This window comes from Nonomuraea sp. NPDC048892, from assembly GCF_040649735.1.
In the GTDB taxonomy this organism is placed as follows: domain Bacteria; phylum Actinomycetota; class Actinomycetes; order Streptosporangiales; family Streptosporangiaceae; genus Nonomuraea; species Nonomuraea maheshkhaliensis.
In genome coordinates this window covers 153446-173788 of record NZ_JBEZFZ010000004.1, presented here as the reverse complement: position 1 = coordinate 173788, position 20343 = coordinate 153446, and the positions used below count along the sequence as shown (strand labels likewise).

The 20343-nt window shown below is 72.1% G+C and carries 18 protein-coding genes; 13 read left to right on the top strand and 5 right to left on the bottom strand.

What is annotated here, in order from left to right; all coding sequences use genetic code 11:
* Positions 1-102: 102 nt before the first annotated feature.
* Together AB0C28_RS14595 and AB0C28_RS14590 are read left to right on the top strand one after the other, a co-directional pair.
* A complete protein-coding gene (locus tag AB0C28_RS14595) occupies positions 103-597 on the top strand; it encodes a hypothetical protein (protein WP_357837612.1) in 495 nt (164 codons plus the stop codon).
* Positions 594-1082 carry a ferritin-like domain-containing protein gene (locus tag AB0C28_RS14590; protein ID WP_358074664.1) on the top strand — a complete coding sequence of 163 codons (489 nt, stop codon included), beginning with the start codon at positions 594-596 and terminating at the stop codon, positions 1080-1082. The genes AB0C28_RS14595 and AB0C28_RS14590 overlap by 4 nt, the downstream gene beginning before the upstream one ends.
* Before the next feature lie 20 nt (positions 1083-1102).
* Here AB0C28_RS14590 and AB0C28_RS14585 read toward each other — a convergent pair whose 3' ends face one another.
* Entirely contained in the window at positions 1103-2170 is a 1068-nt protein-coding gene (locus AB0C28_RS14585; RefSeq protein WP_358074661.1) for a DUF5937 family protein, read from the bottom strand.
* A 68-nt stretch (positions 2171-2238) separates the two neighbouring features.
* Here AB0C28_RS14585 and AB0C28_RS14580 point away from each other — a divergent pair, with 68 nt between their 5' ends.
* The 4 genes from AB0C28_RS14580 to AB0C28_RS14565 are packed head-to-tail and all read left to right on the top strand — an operon-like array spanning position 2239 to position 6095.
* Positions 2239-3087, top strand: coding sequence for a hypothetical protein (locus AB0C28_RS14580; RefSeq protein ID WP_358074658.1), 849 nt, complete (start codon positions 2239-2241; stop codon positions 3085-3087).
* On the top strand, positions 3084-4073 hold the full coding sequence (locus AB0C28_RS14575) for a tripartite tricarboxylate transporter substrate binding protein (protein ID WP_357837622.1): 990 nt from the start codon (positions 3084-3086) through the stop codon (positions 4071-4073). The genes AB0C28_RS14580 and AB0C28_RS14575 overlap by 4 nt, the downstream gene beginning before the upstream one ends.
* Complete coding sequence (locus AB0C28_RS14570) at positions 4070-4594, top strand: tripartite tricarboxylate transporter TctB family protein (RefSeq protein ID WP_358074655.1); 525 nt, start codon at positions 4070-4072, stop codon at positions 4592-4594. Before AB0C28_RS14575 ends, AB0C28_RS14570 begins: the two co-directional genes overlap by 4 nt.
* 1 nt (position 4595) lies before the next feature.
* The gene (locus tag AB0C28_RS14565; protein WP_357837626.1) at positions 4596-6095 is read left to right on the top strand and encodes a tripartite tricarboxylate transporter permease; all 1500 of its coding nucleotides are present in this window, start codon (positions 4596-4598) and stop codon (positions 6093-6095) included.
* A gap of 145 nt (positions 6096-6240) precedes the next feature.
* On the opposite strand, the gene AB0C28_RS14560 is transcribed toward AB0C28_RS14565, so the two are convergent.
* On the bottom strand, positions 6241-7983 hold the full coding sequence (locus AB0C28_RS14560) for a proline--tRNA ligase (RefSeq protein WP_358074653.1): 1743 nt from the start codon (positions 7981-7983) through the stop codon (positions 6241-6243).
* Positions 7984-8160: 177 nt separating this feature from the next.
* Positions 8161-8832 carry a hypothetical protein gene (locus AB0C28_RS14555; protein WP_358074650.1) on the bottom strand — a complete coding sequence of 224 codons (672 nt, stop codon included), beginning with the start codon at positions 8830-8832 and terminating at the stop codon, positions 8161-8163.
* A gap of 134 nt (positions 8833-8966) precedes the next feature.
* Between AB0C28_RS14555 and AB0C28_RS14550 the strand changes: the two genes are divergently transcribed.
* Complete coding sequence (locus AB0C28_RS14550; RefSeq protein ID WP_358074647.1) at positions 8967-9908, top strand: acyl-CoA dehydrogenase family protein; 942 nt, start codon at positions 8967-8969, stop codon at positions 9906-9908.
* A gap of 74 nt (positions 9909-9982) precedes the next feature.
* On the opposite strand, the gene AB0C28_RS14545 is transcribed toward AB0C28_RS14550, so the two are convergent.
* Positions 9983-10465, bottom strand: coding sequence for a hypothetical protein (locus tag AB0C28_RS14545; RefSeq protein ID WP_357837635.1), 483 nt, complete (start codon positions 10463-10465; stop codon positions 9983-9985).
* A gap of 93 nt (positions 10466-10558) precedes the next feature.
* Between AB0C28_RS14545 and AB0C28_RS14540 the strand changes: the two genes are divergently transcribed.
* From AB0C28_RS14540 to AB0C28_RS14520, 5 genes are all read left to right on the top strand, one after another.
* Positions 10559-11626: an LLM class flavin-dependent oxidoreductase gene (locus AB0C28_RS14540; RefSeq protein ID WP_358074644.1), complete on the top strand. Its 1068-nt coding sequence runs from the start codon at positions 10559-10561 to the stop codon at positions 11624-11626.
* Positions 11626-12687 (top strand): hypothetical protein, encoded by a 1062-nt coding sequence (locus tag AB0C28_RS14535; protein ID WP_358074642.1) that lies wholly within the window; start codon positions 11626-11628, stop codon positions 12685-12687. Before AB0C28_RS14540 ends, AB0C28_RS14535 begins: the two co-directional genes overlap by 1 nt.
* A 49-nt stretch (positions 12688-12736) precedes the next feature.
* Positions 12737-14293 carry an AMP-binding protein gene (locus tag AB0C28_RS14530; RefSeq protein ID WP_358074639.1) on the top strand — a complete coding sequence of 519 codons (1557 nt, stop codon included), beginning with the start codon at positions 12737-12739 and terminating at the stop codon, positions 14291-14293.
* Positions 14294-14496: 203 nt separating this feature from the next.
* On the top strand, positions 14497-15798 hold the full coding sequence (locus tag AB0C28_RS14525; RefSeq protein WP_357837646.1) for an FAD-dependent oxidoreductase: 1302 nt from the start codon (positions 14497-14499) through the stop codon (positions 15796-15798).
* Entirely contained in the window at positions 15782-16924 is a 1143-nt protein-coding gene (locus AB0C28_RS14520; protein ID WP_357837649.1) for an aldolase, read from the top strand. Before AB0C28_RS14525 ends, AB0C28_RS14520 begins: the two co-directional genes overlap by 17 nt.
* A 22-nt stretch (positions 16925-16946) precedes the next feature.
* Here the strand turns inward: AB0C28_RS14520 and AB0C28_RS14515 are convergent, their stop codons facing one another.
* Positions 16947-17627, bottom strand: a complete 681-nt coding sequence (locus AB0C28_RS14515) for a copper homeostasis protein CutC (RefSeq protein ID WP_357837652.1) — start codon at positions 17625-17627, stop codon at positions 16947-16949.
* 204 nt (positions 17628-17831) lie between these two features.
* Between AB0C28_RS14515 and AB0C28_RS14510 the strand changes: the two genes are divergently transcribed.
* On the top strand, positions 17832-20171 hold the full coding sequence (locus tag AB0C28_RS14510; protein ID WP_358074635.1) for a DUF4132 domain-containing protein: 2340 nt from the start codon (positions 17832-17834) through the stop codon (positions 20169-20171).
* Positions 20172-20343: the final 172 nt, after the last annotated feature.

Below are 20343 nucleotides of genomic sequence, written 5' to 3'. Positions count from 1 at the left end.
AGCCCGATCACGGGGCGTCGCCGGGCGGCGATCCCGGGCACTGGCCGTACGATGCTAGCGAGGTCCGCGACAGGGGTCAGAGACATGTGGAGGTTCGAGTCCGTGCGCCCGGTTCAGCTCTCCAGGCGAGCCTTGCTGGCGGGCGGGGCGGCCGCCCTCACCGCATGCAGCGCCTCCGGCCCCGATCGGCCGGCGGCGCCGGCCCCCGACTCGCCCGAGACGGTCATGCTGAAGGGCCTCATCGCGGAGAAGGAGCGCACGATCGCGCTCTACTCGTCGCTGATCTCGGGCGGGGCCGACAAGCTCGTGCCGTTCAGGGACCGCCATCAGGCCCATCTCGACGAGCTGCGCAAGCACGTGACCGTCCCGCCCACGCCGGTCGCCGCGTCCGGGCCGGTCTCGCCGTCGCCCACGTCGCCCACGTCCACCGGGAGGGCGCGTAAACCGTCGCTGGCGCGGCTGCGCGAGCTGGAGCGCAGGGCCGCGGCCGGGCGGGCGCGGGCGCTCGGCGGGCTCTCGCCCGGGGTGGCCCAGCTCGTGGCCAGCATCGGGGCCTGCGAGGCCGCCCACGTCGTCGCGCTGCCGAGGTCCCTGTGAGCGGCGACGCGGGCGACATCGACAAGTTGCGCAAGGCGCTGGCGGCGGAGCACGCGGTGCTGTTCGCCTACGGGCTGCTCGGGGCGCGCACCTCGGGCACGCTGCGGTCCAGGATGAGCGCGGCCTACGAGGCCCACCGGTCCAGGCGCGACCAGTTGCGCGCGCTGATCACGGCGCGGGGCGGCCGGCCGGTCGAGCCCGACGCGTCGTACGCGCTGCCGTTCTTCCCCTCCAACGCCACCCTGGCCGCGAACCTCGCGGTGCACCTGGAAGGCGGTGTCACGGCCGCCTACCTGGAGCTGGCCGCGGCCACCGAGGAGCCGCTGCGCCGGCACGCCGCGCTGGCCATGCAGGAGGCGGTGGCCCGCTCCTACTCCTTCCGCCCGGCCCAGCCCGCGGCCTTTCCCGGCATGCCGGCGAAAGCCACGCCCGCCGCCTCACCCGCGGCCTCGCCCGGGGCATCGGCCGTCCAGGACGGGGAGTAGCGCCCTCCGGGAGCCGTGCGTCAGCGGTAGAGGACGGAGAGCAGGTCGGGGCCGAGGCGTTCGACCGCGTCGGCGTCGAGCTGGTAGTAGACGACCGAACCGCGCCGGTGCGTGTGGACGAGCTGGGCCTCCCTGAGCCGGCGCAGGTGCCTGGAGACCTGGGGCGCGGTCATGCCGAGCTGAGTGGCGAGCTCGGCGGTGGCGACCGGGTTGCGCAGGATCGCGTAGCACAGCCGCAGCCGCGTGGGGTCCTGGAGGGCGGCGAGCCTGCGCCTGGCGGTCTCCAGCGTGGGCGTGCCGGCCCCGTCGGCGCTGTACTGGATGACGACCGGATAGCCCGGATAGTGCTTGATCACGAAGTGGGGGCGGCCGTGCACGGTCGGGACGAGCAGGCAGGGGCGGTCGTCGTCCACCCGGGCGGTGGCGTTGTAGAGCTTGTCGAACACGACGCGCACCCGCCCGCCCGACGGCTGGACGGCTGACGCGGTCGGGAAGTCGGCCAGCGACAGGGCGCCCTTCCTGCGCAGGTCGCGCTCGCGCAGCGCGCCGTCGCGGTCGAGGACGCGGCGCAGGGCGGGCCATTCGGCGTCGAACGCGGCGGCGGCGAAGGCGGCCAGGAAGCCGAGCAGCTCGGCGCGCACCCCCTCGGGGTCGGCCAGCAGCCGGGCGCCGATCTCCATCCGGCTGGAGGAGATCAGCCGGAGCCGGTGCAGCACCTCGTCGCTGAGCCGGGGCGCGAGCCCGGTGTCGTTCTTGCCGATCAGCGCCTGCACGCTCATGTCCGTGAACTCGCCGATGGGCAGCCCCGCCACCTCCTCCAGCTCGTCGTCGAGCGTGCGCCGCCCGTCGGCCGACAGCGGCAGCAGGTAGCGGGCGCGGAAGGCACCCCAGAGCGGCGCCCAGACGGCGGCCTGGGCGAGCAGCGCGGTGTCGAGGTCGGCGTGGGCCCTGGCCACCCAGGCGGCGCTGGCGGGGTGGTGGCCCGGCTCGTCGAACGCGTGGAGACAGGCGCACAACTCGGCCAGGGGCGACTGGCGCGCGACGACGGATCCGGTGCCGGGCGGATCGAGGAGGAGCGTGACGGCCACCCTGCAGATTACCGCGTTCGCGGCAATCTCCTTGTGGAGCCCTCCGCGTTTGCGCAGGCTGTCGCCTCATGGCTGAGGCACTGCACGTGGTCAAGCATCCGACGGGCTTCTATTCGGCGGGCGCGACGACCGTCTTCGCGTCGAGATACGACCAGAGATTCTCCTACTGCCTGTACGTGCCGTCCGCCCACGACCCGGACGGCGCTCCCCTGCCGATGGCCGTCCTGCAGCACGGGACGGGGCGGCGCGGACCGCAGTACCGCGACAACTTCGCCGGCTGGGCCGAGGAGCACGACTGCCTGGTGCTGGCGCCGCTCTTCCCCGCCGGCATCGGCGACGACCCCCAGGACCTGCACAACTTCAAGTTCCTCCGGTACGACGGCATCCGCTTCGACCTGGCCCTGCTGGCCATGGTCGAGGAGGTCGGCGAGCGCTTCAACGTACGGACGGAGAAGTTCCTGCTGCACGGCTTCTCCGGCGGCGGGCAGTTCGTGCACCGGTTCGCCTACCTGCACCCCGGCCGTCTGTCCGGATTGTCCATCGGGGCGCCGGGGCGGATAACGTACATCGATCCCGACAGCCCTTGGTGGATCGGGCTGAAGGGGTTCGAGGAGGAGTTCGGCTGCGCCCCGAGGATCGGGGAGCTGCGGGACGTGCCGGTCCAGATGGTCGTGGGCAGCGCCGACGTGGAGACCTGGGAGATCAACAACCAGGGCGACTCCAACTGGATGGACGGCGCCGACGCCCACGGCGTGACGCGGCTCGAACGGCTGACGGCGTTGCGCGACGACTTCGAGGCCCACGGCATCGGCGTGCGGTTCGACGTCGTGCCGGGCGTGGGGCACGAGCCGATGCAGGTGCTCGGCCCCGTCAAGGACTTCTTCGCATCGATCCTCACCCCCCGGGAGTCATCATGAAGATCAGGCTGGTGGCCGCCGTCGCGGCGGCCGTGACGCTCAGTGGCGGCTGCGCCGTGGGCGAGAGCGCCGACGCGGGCGGCGAGTACCCGAGCAAGGCCCTGTCGATCATGGCGCCGGGCAGTCCCGGCGGCGGCTGGGACACCCGGGCGCGCGGCATCGCGAGCGCGCTCGGCGAGTGCAAGGTGGCCGACGTGGACGCCACGGTCACGAACGTGCCGGGCGCGGGCGGGACCATCGGGCTGGCGCAGTTCGCCAAGCGGAACGGCGACCCCTACCAGCTCATGGTCATGGACAGCGTCACCATGCTGGGCGGCATCGTGAACAACAAGTCGCCGGTCGACCTGTCCACGCTGACGCCGGTGGCCGGGCTGAGCCGGGGGCCGAGCGCCATCGTGGTGGCCGAGAAGTCCCCGTACGAGGACCTGAAGGCGCTGCTCGACGCGATGCAGGCCAAGCCGCACAGCGTCAAGTGGACCGGCGGCTCGCTCGGCGGCCCCGGCCAGATGACGGTGGCCGGGCTGGCCAAGGGCCGCGACATCGCCGCCAAGGAGATCAACTTCGTGCCCACCGCCGGTGGCGGCGAGTCCATGAACCTGCTGCTCAGCGGGGCCGCCACGGTCGGCATCGACACCGTGGCCGAGCTGCGACCGCAGATCGAGGCGGGCGCGCTCCGGGTGCTGGCGGTCGACTCCGAGCAGCGGGTGCCCGGCATCGACGCGCCGACCATGAAGGAGCTGGGCCTGGCCGACGAGGCGGTCTCCACGCTGGCGGGCGTGCTGGCCCCGGCCGGGCTGTCGAAGGAGCAGCAGCAGGACGTGATCGGGCTGATCGACAAGGTCCGCCAGTCGTCGTGCTGGAAGCAGGTGCTCAAGCGCAACAACTGGACCGAGGACTGGAAGCCGGGCGACGAGTTCGGCAAGGTGCTGGCCGAGCAGCGGACGCAGGTCACCGCCATCCTGGGTGAGCTGGGGCTCGGCAAGTGACGCAGCGGATCGTCTCGCTCGGCTTCCTGGCGGCGGCCGTGGTCGTGCTGGCCCAGGCCTTCTCCATCCCCCAGGGCACCGGGTACCAGACGGTGGGGCCGCGTGCGTTCCCGCTGCTGGTGGGGGTGGGGCTGGCCGTGGTGTCGGTGATCGGGGTGATCCAGGCCTTCCGGCCCGGCTCCACCCCGGGCGAGGTCGCGGCGGGCTCGGTCGCGTCGGGTGAGGACACGTCGGGCGAGGTCGCGCCTGGTGAGGACGCGTCGGTTGAGGACGGCGAGACGCATTGGCCGTCGGTGCTGATGCTGCTGGGGGCGCTGGCCGCGTACGCGCTGCTGCTCGTCCCCGCGGGCTACTGGCAGGCCACGACCCTGTTCTTCGTGGCCGTGGCCAGGGTCCTGGGCAGCCGGCGGCTGGTGCGCGACGTGCTCGCCGGGCTGGTGCTGGCGCTGGCCACGTACTTCCTGTTCGACCGGCTCCTCGGCATCACGCTGCCGCCGGGCCTGATCAGATTGGCGTTCTGAGATGGACGTGCTGGGCAACCTGCTCGACGGGTTCGGCCACGCGCTGAGCCTGCAGAACCTGCTGCTGGCCATGCTCGGGGTCACCGTCGGCACGCTCGTGGGCGTGCTGCCGGGGCTCGGGCCCGCCACGACGATCGCGTTGCTGCTGCCGCTGACCTTCGTGTTCGACCCCGTCGGGGCGTTCGTGATGTTCGCCGGGATCTACTACGGCGGCATGTACGGCGGCTCGACCACCGCGATCCTGCTCAACATCCCGGGCGAGACGGCCTCGATCCCGACCACGCTGGAGGGCTATCCGATGGCCCGGCGCGGCCGGGCGGGGGCGGCGCTGGCGACGGCGGCCATCGGCTCGTTCGTAGCCGGCACGATCTCCACGGTCGTCATCACGTTCCTGGCTCCCGGCATGTCGAACATCGCCAAGCTGATCCAGCCGGCCGAGTACTTCTCGATCATGGTGCTCGCGTTCGTGACGGTCACCTCGCTGATGGGCGACTCGATCGTACGGGGGCTGTCGAGCCTGTTCGTCGGGCTGACGATCGGCCTGGTCGGGATCGACCAGATGACCGGCCAGCCGCGCTTCGCCTTCGGGGTGCCCGAGCTGTACGAGGGGCTGTCGGTGGTGGCGGTCGCGGTGGGGCTGTTCGCGGTGGCCGAGGCGGTCTCCACGGCGGCCGCCCGGCACCGGCCCGCGCAGGCGCCCGTCACCGTGGACGGCAGGGTCGGCATGACGCGGGAGGACTGGCGGCGGTCGTGGCGGCCGTGGTTGCGCGGGACGCTGTTCGGGCTGCCCATCGGCTCGCTGCCGGCGGGCGGGGCCGAGCTGCCCACGTTCCTGAGCTACAACGTCGAGAAGCGGCTGTCGAAGCACAAGGAGGAATTCGGGCAGGGGGCCATCGAGGGCGTGGCGGGGCCTGAGGCGGCCAACAACGCGGCGTTCTCCGGGGTGCTGGTGCCGCTGCTCACACTGGGCATCCCGACCTCGGCGACGGCCAGCATGCTGCTGATCGCGTTCCAGATCTACAACGTGCAGCCCGGGCCGCAGCTCTTCGACCAGCAGCCAGTGCTGGTGTGGACGCTGATCGCCAGCCTCTACATCGGCAACGTGATGCTGCTGGTGCTGAACCTGCCGCTGATCCGGGTGTGGGTGAAGCTGCTGAGCGTCCCGCCCGCGCTGCTGACGGCGGCGATCCTGACGTTCGCCACCCTGGGCGTCTACTCGATCTCGCAGAGCGTGTTCGAGGTGCTGATCGCGTACGGGTTCGGGCTGCTGGGGTGGGTGTTGCACCGGGCCCGGTATCCGGTGGCGCCGCTGATCCTGGGGGCGGTGCTGGGGCCGTTGATGGAGGTGCAGTTCCGGCGGGCGCTGGCCTTCAGCGAAGGGGATCCGACGGTGTTCGTGACGCGGCCGGTGTCGCTGGTGATCCTGCTCGTCGCGGTGGCGTGCCTGGTCGGGCCGGTGGTCGTACGGCGGCGGTCGAAGTCTCCCCTGCCCGTCGCCTGATCCACCTGGCCCGCCCGGCGAGCATGTGTGCCGGGCGGGCTGAGGCTGTGCCGGCTCAGGCGGTGGCGGGTCAGGTGGTGGCGGGTCAGGTGGTGGCGGGTCAGGTGGTGGCGGGTCAGGTGGTGGCGGGTCAGGTGGTGGCGGGTCAGGTGGTGGCGGCGATCACGCGGTCGGCGGCCTCGGCGAGGGGGATCTCCGACTTCTCGCCGGTCACCCGGTCGCGCAGCTCCACCACGCCCTGCGAGAGCCCGCGCCCGACCACCACGATCGTGGGCAGGCCGAGCAGCTCGGCGTCCTTGAACTTCACGCCGGGCGAGACCTGCGGCCGGTCGTCGACCAGGACCCGCAAGCCGCGCGACTCCAGCTCGGCCCCCAGCTCCAGGGCGGCCTCCACCTGGTTTTCCTTGCCGGTGCCGACGATGTGCACGTCGGCGGGCGCGACCTCGCGCGGCCACACCAGCCCGAGCTGGTCGTGGGCCTGCTCGGCGATGACGGCCACCGCGCGCGAGACGCCGATGCCGTAGGAGCCCATGGTGACGCGGATGGGCTTGCCGTCGGGGCCGAGCGCGTCGAGGCCGGCGGCGTCGGCGTATTTGCGGCCGAGCTGGAAGATGTGGCCGATCTCGATGCCCCGGTCGATGGACAGCTCGGCGCCGCAGCGGGGGCACGGGTCGCCGGCGCGCACCTCGGCGGCCTCGATCGTGCCGTCGGGGGTGAAGTCGCGGCCGGCGACCACGTTGACGGCGTGCTTGCCGGGCTCGTTGGCGCCGGTCACCCAGGAGGTGCCGGTGACGACGCGGGGGTCGACGAGGTAGCGGATGCCGAGCTCGCGCAGGACCTGCGGGCCGATGTAGCCGCGGACGAGACCCGGGTGCTTGGCGAAGTCGGCGGCCTCGAAGATGGCCGGCTCGCCAGGCGCCAGCGACGCCTCAAGGCGCTTGAAGTCCACCTCGCGGTCGCCGGGCACGCCGACGACCAGCGTCTCGACCTTGTCGGAGCCGGGCGTGGTCACCTTGACGACGACGTTCTTGAGCGTGTCTGCGGCGGTGACGGACAGGCCGTGGTGCTCGTTGACGTGGCTGACCAGGGACTCGATGGTCGGGGTGTCGGGCGTGTCGAGGACCCGCAGCGGCGCCGCGTCCTCGACGGGACGGGCGGCGGGCGCGGTGGTGACGACGGCCTCGGCGTTGGCCGCGTAGCCGCAGGAGTGGCAGGCCACGAACGTGTCCTCGCCGGTGGGCGTGGGGGCCAGGAACTCCTCGGAGGCCGAGCCGCCCATGGCGCCGGACGTGGCGAAGACGATCTTGTAGGAGATGCCGAGGCGGTCGAACGTGCGGATGTAGGCCTCACGGTGCTGCTCGTAGGAGCGCTTGAGCCCGTCGTCGTCGAGGTCGAAGGAGTAGGAGTCCTTCATCAGGAACTCGCGGCCGCGCAGGATGCCCGCCCGGGGCCGCGCCTCGTCGCGATATTTGGTCTGAATTTGGTAAAGGGTGACCGGATAGTCCTTGTAGGAGGAGTATTCGCTCTTGACCATGTCGGCGAAGAGCTCCTCGTGCGTGGGACCGAGCAGATAGTCGGCGCCCTTACGGTCTTGGAGACGGAAGAGCGTGTCGCCGTATTCGGTCCAGCGACCGGTCGCCTCGTAGTATTCGCGGGGCAGCAGCGCGGGGAAGAGCACTTCCTGGCCGCCCATGCGGTTCATTTCCTCGCGGACGATCCTCGCGACGTTCTCCAGCACCATCTTGCCGAGCGGGAGCCAGGAGTAGATGCCGGGGGCCACGCGGCGGACATAGCCGGCGCGGACCAGGAGCTTGTGGCTCGGGACTTCCGCGTCTGCCGGGTCGTCCCGCAGGGTGCGAAGAAACAACGACGACATGCGCAGCAACACGGCTACTCCTTGCTCGAACCTGGATGTGAAGGACTACAGGCTATCGAGTCGGAGGAGCGCCGCGCTCGGGCTTATCCCGTGTGGGGGCACGGGAGGATTCGGACGGCCCAGAAGACGGCCCAGAAGACGGCCAGAAAAACGACGCGGAAGACGGCGCAGAAGACGGTGCGGAAAGGATCAGGCGGCCAAGGGGAACCAGCCCGCCACGAAGGCCGCGAGGCAGAACGTGAACAGCGCCGCGAACACCGCCGACATGGCCAGCGCGCGCACCCGTCCGCCCGCGTTCCTGCGCAGGAAGAACACCAGGCCCAGGGCGAGCAGCGCGACCGACACCGCGGGTCCCGGCCAGAACGACTGGTCGCTGTCGATGAAGCCGGGGGTGCAGCGGTCCACCACGTCGGTGATCAGCGCGGCTCCGATCGCGCCCGCGGCCACGTCGCCCCAGCCGTCGTCTCTGCGTGTGACGTACGCCAGCAGGCCCAGCACGACGAGCAGGCCGAGCGTCCAGTTGAGCCCGACGGCGCTGCCGCCGATGACGTCGAAGGCCTCGTCGCCGCTCAAGGCGGTCGCGCCGAGCGCGGCGACCAGCGTGGAGACCGCCGCGAGGAACGTGGTCACCAGCGCCCAGCCGAACCCGGAAGCACTCACGCCCACGGCGAGGGAGAGGGCGAGATAGACGTAAGGATCGTAGATCTGCCCGAACCATCGCGGACCGATCCCGGAAAGCAGCATTCCCAGCACTCCGACGACCAGTCCACCCAGGAAGGCCGTCACCAGGTGCCGTTCGATGGCACGTTGTCGCCGGTCGTACTCGGCGAAGTCGACGTAGTCGATGGTGGTGTTGTTCATCTCCGATTCCCTGGTCAACCCCTCACCGGCTAAATCTGGGGATAACCGCAATCAGACTATGTAACCCTACAGAAAAGGCAAATTTCGGTCATCCGCATTCCAAAACAAGCAATCGCTTGGTTATGGTGGAGCACGTGACGCTCGCCGACGATCTCCGCGCCGTGGTCCGCGACTATCTCGACGCCCGTCCCGCCGCCTCATGGCGGGCGTTCGCGGACGACGTCGGGATCGCCGGGCTGCTCGTTCCCGAGAAGTACGCCGGCGCGGGCTGCGGCCCGGCGGAGATGGCCGCGGTGGCCGAGGAGCTCGGACGCGCGCTGTCCCCTCACCCCTTCCTGCAGTCGGCGGTCATGGCCGTCGAGGCGGCCAGGGCGTGCGGGGCGGACGGGGTGCTGACGGCGCTGGCCGGCGGGGAGACGACGGCGACCGTGGTGCTGCCGGGCGACGGCGAGCTCAGGCTGGAGGGCGGCCTGCTCACCGGGGTGGTGCCGTACGCGCTGGAGGGTGAGCTGGTGCTCCTGTACGCCGGCGGATCGCTGGTCGAGGCGGTGCCGGAGGAGCGGGAGACGTACCGGACGATGGACGAGAGCCGGCCGCTGCAGCGGCTCTCCTTCCGCGACACCCCGGTCCGGCGACTGGGCGACGGCGGCTCGTGGGCCCGCGTGCGCGACCTCGGGATCGCCGCCCTGGCGGCCGAGCAGGTGGGCGGGGCGCAGCGGTGCCTGGACATGGCGGTCGAGCACGCGCTGCGGCGGCACCAGTTCGGGCGGCCGATCGGGTCGTTCCAGGCGATCAAGCACAAGCTGGCCGACCTGCTGCTCCTGGTGGAGTCGGCCAGGTCGGCGGCGGGGGCGGCGGCCGAGGACGAGGTGTCGGCGGCGGTCGCGGGGTCGTACTGCACGGAGGCGTACCTGACGGCGGCCGGGGAGAACATCCAGGTGCACGGCGGGATCGGGATCACCTGGGAGCATCCCGCGCATCGTTACTTCAAGCGGGCGACGTCGGACGCGCAGCTGTTCGGCCCGCCGCAGGCGCATCGCGCCCGCCTCGCCGCGCACGTCTTCGACGGCGCCTGAGCCGGAAGCCACAAGCCGGGGCGGCGGCAGGGAGCCGGGCCTCGATCGGCGGCGCATGAGCCGCGTCCTCGGGGTCAGCCGCCGAGGAGTTCTTCCCAGGGGTGGCGGGTGTTGGTGCGGCGGGTGGTGTCGAGGGCCTCGGTCAGGCGCCAGAAGCCGGGCCTGGCGCGTACGCCGGCCCGTCCCATCGGGTCGATCGCGCGCAGCTCGAACCGCACGCCCATCACGTCGAGCACGGCCGACCCCGCACCGGCCGGCCCTGCCCCGGTGACCAGCGAGTCGTCGTAGGCGGGGTCGCGTACCTGCTCGGCGAGCAGATCAGCCACCTCGGACGCGAAGGGGCCGTCGCGCCACTCGATGTGCCAGCCGTGGTCGGCGCCGGGCCACCAGGTCAGGTCGCGGCACGACTCGATGAAGTCGGCCTCGGCGGCCAGCGCGGCCATCACCCTGCCGAATGCTTCGTACCGGCGGGCCTCGGTGAGCGAGAGCCCGTCGCCGTGGTCGGAAGGCGTGCCGCTCTTCGGCCGCCGCAACGCGTGCTTTCGCTTCACGAGCATCACTCTGATCGCCGCCGCGCCCTTCCCGCAAGTCTTTGCCGCTGATACGCTCTACCAAGCGAGCGCTTGGTTTCCTATAACGCCGGAGGCGCGATGACGTCCCTACGGATCAGCCTGGGGTACGAACTGGAGGTCCGCGGCCGCACCCGCGAGGTCGAACAGCGGGCGTTCCAGAACGTGATCGACCAGGTCGTCCTGGGCGACAGGCTGGGCTTCGAGGCGGCCTGGTTCGTGGAGCACCACTTCACCAGGGGCTTCTCCCACTCCTCCGCCCCCGATCTGGTCCTGGCCGCCATCTCCCAGCGCACCGAGCGCATCAGGCTCGGGCTCGGGGTGGTGCTGCTGCCGTTCCAGTCCCCGATCCGCACGGCCGAGCGCGTGGCCACGCTGGACGTGCTGAGCGGCGGCCGGGTGGACTTCGGCACCGGGCGCGGGGCCTCCCCGCTGGAGTACCAGGCGTTCCAGCGGCCGTTCGAGAAGTCGCGGCAGATCTGGGAGGACTCCCTGGAGGCGACGCTCGCCATCTGGGAGGCCGACGGCGAGCCGGTCAGCCGGTCGAACGAGTTCTTCGAGATCCCCGACGTGGCCGTCTATCCGCGCCCGGCCCAGCGGCCCCATCCGCCGGTGTGGGTGGCCTCGACCTCCCTGGAGGGCTACCTGGCCGCCGCCCGGCGCGGGTACAACCTGCTCGGCATGACGATGCTCAAGGGCATCGACGACGTCGCCGCCGACATCGCGAAATATCGGGAGTGTCTGGCGGAGCACGGTTTCGACCCCGCCACGCGCCGGGTCGCGCTCATGATCCCCTGGTTCGTGGCCCCCACCAGGGACGAGGCCACCGCCACGGCCGCCGACGCCGTCCTGTGGTACATCCGGCGTCAGGTCAACCTCGTCACCCCGCCCGACTACTACGACGCCCGCCACGCCACGCACCGCGTGCTCGGGCAACTGGCGGCCGGGATGCCGCCCGAGGAGTCCATGGCCACGCTGCGCGAGCACCTGATGGTGGTGGTGGACGACGTCGAGGGCTCGCGCAAGGCGCTGGCCAGGATCGCCGAGGCGGGCGCGACCGATCTGATCATCCAGGCGCAGGTGGGCGGGCTGGCGCACGAACGGGTGTGCGACTCGATCACCCTGTTCATGAAGGACGTGATGCGCTGATGGCGCGCTGGCTGACCCGCGACGACCTCGGGTCCGCCGCGGGATCCGCCACCGGCCTGCTGCTGGTCTCTCCCGACGTGTCGAGCGTCCTGCCCCTCGGTCCCGGCGACCGGGCGGCCGCCGCCGAGCTGACCGGGGCTGCGCTTCGGGAAGCGGGGGTGGGTGACCGCGACCGGGTGGTGGTGGCGCTCGCCGAGCCGGCCGGGGCGCTGTGGACCGCGGCGGCGGCGGACGTGGCCGCGGCGGCGGCGTCCGTGGGCCCGCGCGGGCGGATGCGGCTGCACCACGCCCTGTCGGCGCTCAAGGCGACCACGCTGGTCGCCACCCCGACGGGCGCGATGGACCTCCTGGCCCGCCTGCATCTGGAGTTCCTGCTGGACCCGCTGGACCTCGGCCTCAGGAGCATCGTCCTGACCGGGGAGATCGCCTCCAAGCGCACGCTCGGGCACCTGGCGGGCGAGTTCGGCGCCACGGTCACGGAGGTGCTGGCCAGCCCGTTCGGCGGCGGCGCGCTGGCGTGGCGGACGGCCGAGGAGGATCCGCTCAAACCGCTCGTGGACGGCCTGCTCGGGACCGCGGCCCTGGCCAGGGACGACGCGGCCGACCCCGCCGCCGGGCTGGCGGAGCTGGTCGTCACCCCGCACGCGCACTCCACGCTCGGCGACGCCGTGCTGCGGACCGGCCTGGTGGCCGGGACGTCCGGCTCGGCCATCCCCGCGCCGGCCCACACCGTGGGCGAGCACGTGCTGGTCAGAGGCGTGTGGCTGGCGCTGCCGCGCGTCGACAGGGCGCTGTCGAAGATCGACGGCGTGACCGGGTGGGAGCTGGCCGTGAGCCGCCATGGAACGCTGGACACGGCCGTGCTGACGGTGACGTTCGGCCGGGAGAGCCTGGTCGGCAACCCCATGTGGAAGGCGCGGATCGAGCAGTCCGTACGCGCGCTCACGCCCGTCTCGATCGCCGTGGAGATCGCCCCCGAGATCTCGGAGACCGCGACGCCCGGCGCCGTCGCCGACGCACGCGGCCACCACCTGGGAAGGGACCGGAGCGCGCTCGCCTGAGAAGGGGCAGCCGATGGGATCGATGCCGGACTGGGGGACGCTCCCCCGCATGCTACGTGACCAGGCCGAACGGCATCCCGGCGCCGTCGTGGTCGCCGAGCGGGACGGCCCGCGGCTGACGCTGGCGGACCTGAGGGAGCGGGCGTCCGGCGTGGCCCGCCGCCTGATGGCGCTCGGCGTGGCCCCCGGTGACCGGGTGGCGATGTGGGGGGTGAACTCGGCGGCCTGGGTGACGCACGCGTTCGGGATCTGGGACGCGGGCGCGGTGATCGTGCCGCTGTCGGCGCGCTACAAGGGGATCGAGGCCGCCCAGCTGATCGAGAAGACGGGCGCGAAGGTACTGATCGCGGGGGCGGGGCCGGCGGATCCCCGGCCGGCGGAGCTGCTGCCCCCGCTGCCCGGTCTGCTCCACGTCCTCACCTCGGGCGACCTGGGCGCGGCGCCGGATCTCCTCGGCGCCGGCGCAGAGGCGGTTTCTGCCAGGGCGGTGTCTGCCAGGGCGGTGTCTGCCAGGGCGGTTTCCGCCGAGGCGGCTGAGGAGCGGGCGCTGTCGGTCCTGCCGGGCGACCTGTGCGAGATCATGTCCACCTCGGGCACCACCGGCACCCCCAAAGGCGTCATGATCGACCACTCCCAGGTCCTGCGCGGCTACTGGGACTGGTCGGAGATCGTCACGCTGGACGAGAACGACCGCTATCCGGTGATCGCCCCGTTCAGCCACGGGTTCGGGCTGAACGCCGGGCTCGTGGCCTGCGTGCTGCGCCGGGCCACGATGGTGCCGATCCCGGTGTTCGCGCCGGAGTCGCTGATGTCGCTGATCTCCTCCGAGCGGGTCACGGTGCTGGCCGGGCCGCCCACGCTCTTCCACCGGGTGCTGGACGAGCTGGACCGGGGCTCCTGGGACGTGTCGTCGCTGCGGGTGGCCATCTGCGGGGCGGCCGCCGTGCCGGCGAGCCTGATCACGCGGCTGGTCGAGCGGGTCGGGCTGGAACGCATGATCAACGCGTACGGGCTGATGGAGGGCACGGTCGTCTCCATGACCAGGGCCGGCGACCCGATCGAGGTGGTCGCCGCGACGACCGGCAGGCCCGTGCCGGGCATCGAGGTGAAGATCGTGGACGACGACGGCAAGGAGGTCGCGCCCGGCGAGCGCGGCGAGATCCTCCAGCGCGGCTACGGCGTGATGCGCGGCTACTGGGACGACCCCGACAGGACGGCCGAGGTCGTCGACGCCGGCGGCTGGCTGCACACCGGCGACGTCGGCGTCCTGGACGAGGCCGGCAACCTCGCGATCGTGGACCGCAAGAAGGAGCTCTACATCGTCAACGGGTTCAACGTCTCCCCCGCCGAGGTCGAATCGCTGCTGCTGCGGGAGGGCTCGCTGGCGCAGGCCGCGGTCGTGGGCGTGCCCGACCCGGTCTCGGGCGAGGCCGGGCTGGCCTACGTCGTCCCCCGGCCCGGCCAGAAACCCGACCCCGAGGCCCTGCTCGCGTGGGCGAGGGCCAACATGGCCGGCTACAAGGTGCCCAAGACGATCACCGTGCTGGACGCGCTGCCCACGAACCCGAACGGAAAGGTGGACAAGCTGGCATTACGCCCCCGATAGACGCGCCTGGCTGACAAGGTGAGGTGCTTCTCCCCACCGGCGCGGTGATGAGCGGCTACGTTGGCAAGAGCCCCGATCATGCGGTAATCGCCGGACACGGGTTCATCCGTACCGGCGACCGGGGATACATCGATCACACTGGCCGGTTGTATCTGGTGGGACGCACGTCCCGTGGTGCACGATCACCGGCATAGGGAGGCGACGTGGCGTTGCGCGTGGCGGTCATCGGGTCGGGCCCAGCAGGCATCTACACGGCCGAGGCACTGGTCAAGCAGTCGGCGGAACCGGTCGAGGTGGATGTCCTGGAGCGGCTGCCGACTCCGTACGGGCTGGTCAGATACGGCGTGGCGCCTGACCACACCTCGATCAAGTCGATCGCCAACTACCTGCGCAGGGTGCTGGAGCTGCCCGAGGTGCGCTTCCTCGGCGGCGTCACGCTCGGCGCGCACCTGTCGGTGGACGACCTGCTCGGCGCCTACGACGCGGTGGTCTACTGCACGGGAGCGATGGTCGACAGGAAGCTCGGCATCCCCGGCGAGGACCTGCCGGGCAGCGTGGCGGCGACCGACTTCGTCAACTGGTACTGCGGGCATCCCGACGTCGATCCCGGCCGGTTCACGCTCGACACCTCCGAGGTCGCGGTGATCGGGGTCGGCAACGTGGCGGTGGACGTCGTACGCGTGCTGGCCAAGACCTCGCAGGAGCTGCGCGCCACGGACGTGCCCCACGAGGTGCTCGAACGCCTGGAGGCGAGCCAGGTCAAGGCCATCCACATGATCGGCCGGCGCGGCCCCGAGCATGCCAAGTTCACCCTGAAGGAGCTGCGCGAGCTGGGCGAGCTGGCCAACGCCGACGTCTGCGTGCGGCCCGAGGAGGCCGTCGTCCTGGGCGCCGACTTCTCGCGCCAGGTGCAGGGCAACATCAAGATCCTCCAGGAGTGGGCAGGCCGCGAGCCCGTGGGCCGGCCGCGCCGGCTCGACGTGCGCTTCTGGATGCGCCCGGTCGAGATCCTCGGCGCCGACCGGGTCGAGGGGATCAAGCTGGAGCGCACCCGGCTGTCGGAGGAGGGGCGCGTGGTCGGGACCGGCGTGTACGAGACGCTGCCGGTCGGCATGGTGCTGCGCTCGGTCGGCTACCAGAGCGTGCCGTTGCCCGGGGTGCCGTTCTCCGAGGCGACCATGACCGTCCCGAACGAGGCCGGGCGGGTGCGCGAGCGCGAATACGTGGCAGGCTGGCTCAAACGCGGGCCCACCGGGGTGATCGGCACGAACAAGTCAGACGCGGCCGAGACTGTCCGCACGCTCCTGGCCGACTCCGCGGGCGGGGCGCGGGCCGAGGGGCCCGGCATCGACGCGGTGCTGGCCGAGCGGGGGGTGCGGCCGGTGACGTACGAGGAATGGCTGGCGATCGAGGCCGCCGAGGCCGAGCTCGCCCAGTCGCTCAACCGGGGCGAGCGCGTCAAGCTCGTCGGTCTGGAGGCCATGCTCCGTGCCTGCCGTCCCTGAGGGTTTCGCTGGGACCTACCGGCTGCAGCAGGCCCGATACCCCATGACCACGCCCGGCTGGCAGCCGGTGCACACCGTCTACGTGCCCGCCGACCGGTTCTCCGCGCGTACCGTCCAGGAGTGGGGCGATCACGCGCTCGCCCTGGTCAAGGCGCACCTGTCCGGGCCCGACGAGCTGACCGAGGTGTTCGGCGTGCCGGGTGCGCTGGGCGCCGCCGTGCACGAGCGGGTGCTGCGCAAGCTGTCCACCGAGCCGGTCGAGGACCTGCGCGTCGACTTCGAGGACGGCTACGGCGTGCGTCCTGGTGCCGTCGAGGACGAGCACGCGGAGCGGGCCGCCGAGGCCGTCGCCTCGATGTACGCGGCCGGGACGCTGCCGCGGCGCTGGGGTCCCCGGGTGAAGTCGTTCGCCGACGGCGATCCCGAACGGTCGGTGCGCACGTTGCGTACGCTGCTGGCCGGGGTGATCACGCGAGCGGGGGAGCTTCCGGGCGGTTTCACGGTAACTTTCCCAAAGGTCCTGATGGAGGCCTATCTCGGGCAGTTCGCGGCCGTGCTGGCGGAGCTGGAGGCCGAGTTCGGGGTGCGGCTGCGGTTCGAGATGCAGGTGGAGGCGCCGCAGACGCTGCCGTTCCTGCGCGGGGACCTGAACGAGTCACTGGGCGGGCGCCTGGCGGCGGCGCACTTCGGCGTCTTCGACTACACCGCCGCGATCGGGCTGCCGCCGCACGAGCAGCGGCTCGACCATCCGGCCTGCGACCACGCGCGGCACGTGATGCAGACGGCGTTCGCGGAGACGGGGGTGGAGCTGTCGGACGGGTCGCTGGCGGCCTCGCCCGCCTCCGAGCTGACGAGCGACGTGCACGCCCTGTGGCGGCGGCACGCCGAGCTCGTCAGGCATTCCCTGCGTTACGGGTTCTACCAGGGCTGGGACATGCACCCGTCGCATCTGGTGAGCCGCTTCGCCACCGTCTACGCCTTCCATCTGGCCAGGTACGACGCCTACCAGGAGCGGGTGCGAGCCTGGGAGGAGCGGCGCTCGGCCGGGGGCGGCGTGATGGACGAGCCTGCCACGATCCGCACGCTGAGTGCCGCGCTGCGTCGCGCGGACGCGGCACTCCCCTGACCCCGCTGTCGCTTGCCCGGGTTCAGTCGCGTTCGACGAGGGCCCGCCACTGGCGTACCAGGCGCCAGTCGACGGGGTCCGACCAGCTGCCTCGCACCGCCGTGCCGACGTGGAAGGCGCGGATGCCGTAGTCGAGCAGGGCTGGCACGTGGACCGGCTTCAGGCCGCCGCCGGCCAGCACGATGGAGGCGTCACCGGCGTCGGCGCGCGTCTTCAGCACCCGCAGGCCGTCCCCCACGCCGCTGGGCGAGCCCGAGGTGAGCACGGTGGCCAGGTTCGGCAGCAGCCGAACCGCCCGCCAGGCTGCCTGGACGTCGGCGGCGTGGTCCACGGCGCGGTGGAACGTCCACGGCAGCGGGGAGACGGCGTGGATGAGCGCCTCGGTGGCGGCCAGGTCGACGGCTCCCCCGCCGTCGAGAAACCCGAACACGAACCCCGCCGCACCCGCCTGCGCCAATGCCTTGGCGTCGCGGCTGAGCCTGGCCAGCACGTCGGGGTCGGCGGCGAAGCCGGCGTCGCAGCGGAGCATCACCATCTGGGGCAGGGGGCATTCCGCGGCGATCGCGGCAACCGTCTCCGGGGAGGGGGACAATCCGTCGGCCGCCATGTCGGCGACGACCTCCAGCCGGTCGGCTCCGCCCTGTTCGGCGGCCACGGCGTCGCGCACGTTGAGCGCGATCACCTCGAGCAGGGATCCGGTCATGGAGGAGAGGTTATAGGGTACTTTGCGCCTTTGTGTCAGAAAGTGCCGCCTGACCTCGGATGGAGCGCGGACGGGCCTTGCTGGTAGGGGAATCGGAACGCGTACGGAAGCCGTTACGGAACGCACGAGACCTTCGCACGCGGAGAGCCCTCGGGAGGTCCCTCGCCTCGCTTTTGTCGGTGGCGTCCGGCAACCTGCTGTTCCATGACCGCGTCCCTCACGCTTTCCCCCGAGGCCCAGCGGGTGCTGCTCCACCTGACCGGGCAGGACCCCGCCTACCCCGATCCGTGGCCCGACGGCTCCCGGCTGACCGCTCGCGATCTGGGCCACCTGCTGCCCCTCGCCTACCGGACGCCGGGCAAAGGGAGCGCGGCCTTCTCGATGCGCCGCCTCGTGGAGGACGAGGTGCGGCAGCGGCAGCCGGAGTTCACCCCCGAGTCCTGCCTGGCGCTGTACGAAGCGCTCGTGGCCGGTCTGGAGAGGCGCAAGTGGGCCGATCTGTGCCTGGCGGCGGGCGCGTTGCTGCGGTGTCCCGACGGTGTGCCGACGGCCGAGCTGGCCGGGCCGGCCCGAGTCCTGACCGAGTTCATGATCGCCGCACAGCGGCTGGAGGCGCCGTGGGCACTGCTGGCCGTGGCGGCGGTGGCGGGAATGGGAGAGGTGACGCTCTTGGCGGACGAGCCGGCGGCGTCGCTCGCGGCGGCCGAACGCGACCTGGTGCTGAGCTTCGATCCGGTGGACCGGGCACTACTGTCCGAGACCGGCCCCGGCTCGTTCGGAGCGCCGCCCGAATCGCCCGACACGTGGGAACGGCTGGCGCAGCTGCCCGCCTACGCGGCCTTCGCCCGTACCGCCCTGGAGAGCGCCGGGGAGAGGCTGGCCGCGATCCACGCCGGGGAGCTGCCTTTCCGCGCCGACAAGGCGTTCGGCCGGGCCGAGGTGGAGACGCTCGGCCGGGCCGCGCGGCTGGCCCTGTTCCGCGACGAGCCGTGGCTGCCCGAGTTGCTCGGCAAGCTGCTGTCCCTGGTCGCGGTCGCCCCCACGCAGGCGAAGACGCCGCCGTCGCAGGCGCTGCTCTTCGAGATCGCCAGAGCGGCCGAGCGGTTCCCGACCCCCGAGGTGATCACGGCGCTGCGCGCGGCCCGCGCGGCGACCCGGCACGCGGGGGTGATCAAGCAGCTCGACCGCATGATCAAGCGGGCCGAGCCGGGGCTGGCCGACCGGGTCGAGGTCGCCCTGCGCATGCCGTCCCTGGGGTTCGGGCCCGGCGGGCGGATGGAGGTGGCGCTGGGCTCGCACCAGGCGGTGATCGCGCCGGGCGAGAGCGGCGAGTTCGCGCTGACCTGGCGGCAGGGCGAGCGGCCGGTCAAGAGCCTTCCCGCGGCGGTGCGCAAGGAGCACCCGGAGGAGGTCAAGCGGCTGCGTGAGCTGGTCAAGCAGGCCAACCGGCAGGTGAGCACGATGACCAGGGCGCTGGAGGCCGGGTTCGCGGCGGAGAGCACGCTGCCGTACGCGACGTGGCTGGCGCAGGTGGCCCGGCATCCCGTCGCCGAGCCGGTGGCGGCACGGCTGATCTGGGAGATCGAGCACGCCCCCGGCGAGTGGCGGGCCACGCTGGGCGCGCCGGAGGAGCCCGGCGTGCCCGAGGACGCGCAGGTGCGGTTGTGGCACCCGGCTCGCGCGACCACGGACGAGGTGTTCCGCTGGCGCGAGCGGATCACCGAGGAACGGGTCAGGCAGCCGTTCAAGCAGGCCTTCCGCGAGGTCTACCTGCTGACTCCGGCGGAGGAGGGCGCGGCCCTCTCCGAGCGCTTCGCCGGTCATGTCGTCGACTACCGCCGCCTCTACGCCCTGCTCAAGACCCGCGCCTGGCAGACCCCGATGCTCGGCCCCTGGGACGGCGGCGTCGAGGGCGAGGCCACGCGCGAGCTCGGCACACGGGTGGCGGGTGATCGGTGGCGGGTGGCGTTGCACCACGAATACCTCCACGACGACCCCGGCGAATACGCCCTCACCGGCCGGATCCGCTTCGACCGGCACGACGGCGGCGGCTGGCGGGAGGCGCCGCCGGCGGAGGTGCCGCCTCTGGTGTTCAGCGAGGCGATGCGGGACGTGGACCTGTTCGTGGCGGTGACCTCGATCGCCACCGATCCCGAGTGGGCCGACCGGGGGCAGGGCCGCCATCTCGATTACTGGCGTGAGACCTCTTTCGGCTCGCTCGCGGCCTCGGGCGAGGTGCGCCGCGACGCGCTGGCCCGCATCCTGCCGCGCCTGGCCGTGGCCGATCGCTGCACGCTCGACGGGCGGTTCCTGGTCGTTCGCGGCGACCTGCGTACGTACAAGATCCATCTGGGCAGCGGCAACGTCCTCATGGATCCGGGCGACGTCTACCTGTGCGTCGTGCCCGAGCGGAAGACCGACGCGCGGCTGTTCCTGCCGTTCGAGGACGACAGCCGATTGGCGCTCATCCTCAGCAAGGCGCTGCTGCTGGCCAGGGACACCGAGATCACCGACGAGAGCATCCTCAGACAGATCAAGGGCTGACCGCCCGGCCCGCGATGCGGGAAGGGCCGGCGCCCCCGACGGGACACCGGCCCTCGGCATGCCGAGCGCGCTCACGTGGCCGCTCACATAACCGCTGCCACGTGCGCGGACTCACGGTGGGCGAACCGGCGTCCGCCCACCGTTCTCACATGAAGCCCACTGTGCTCACGTG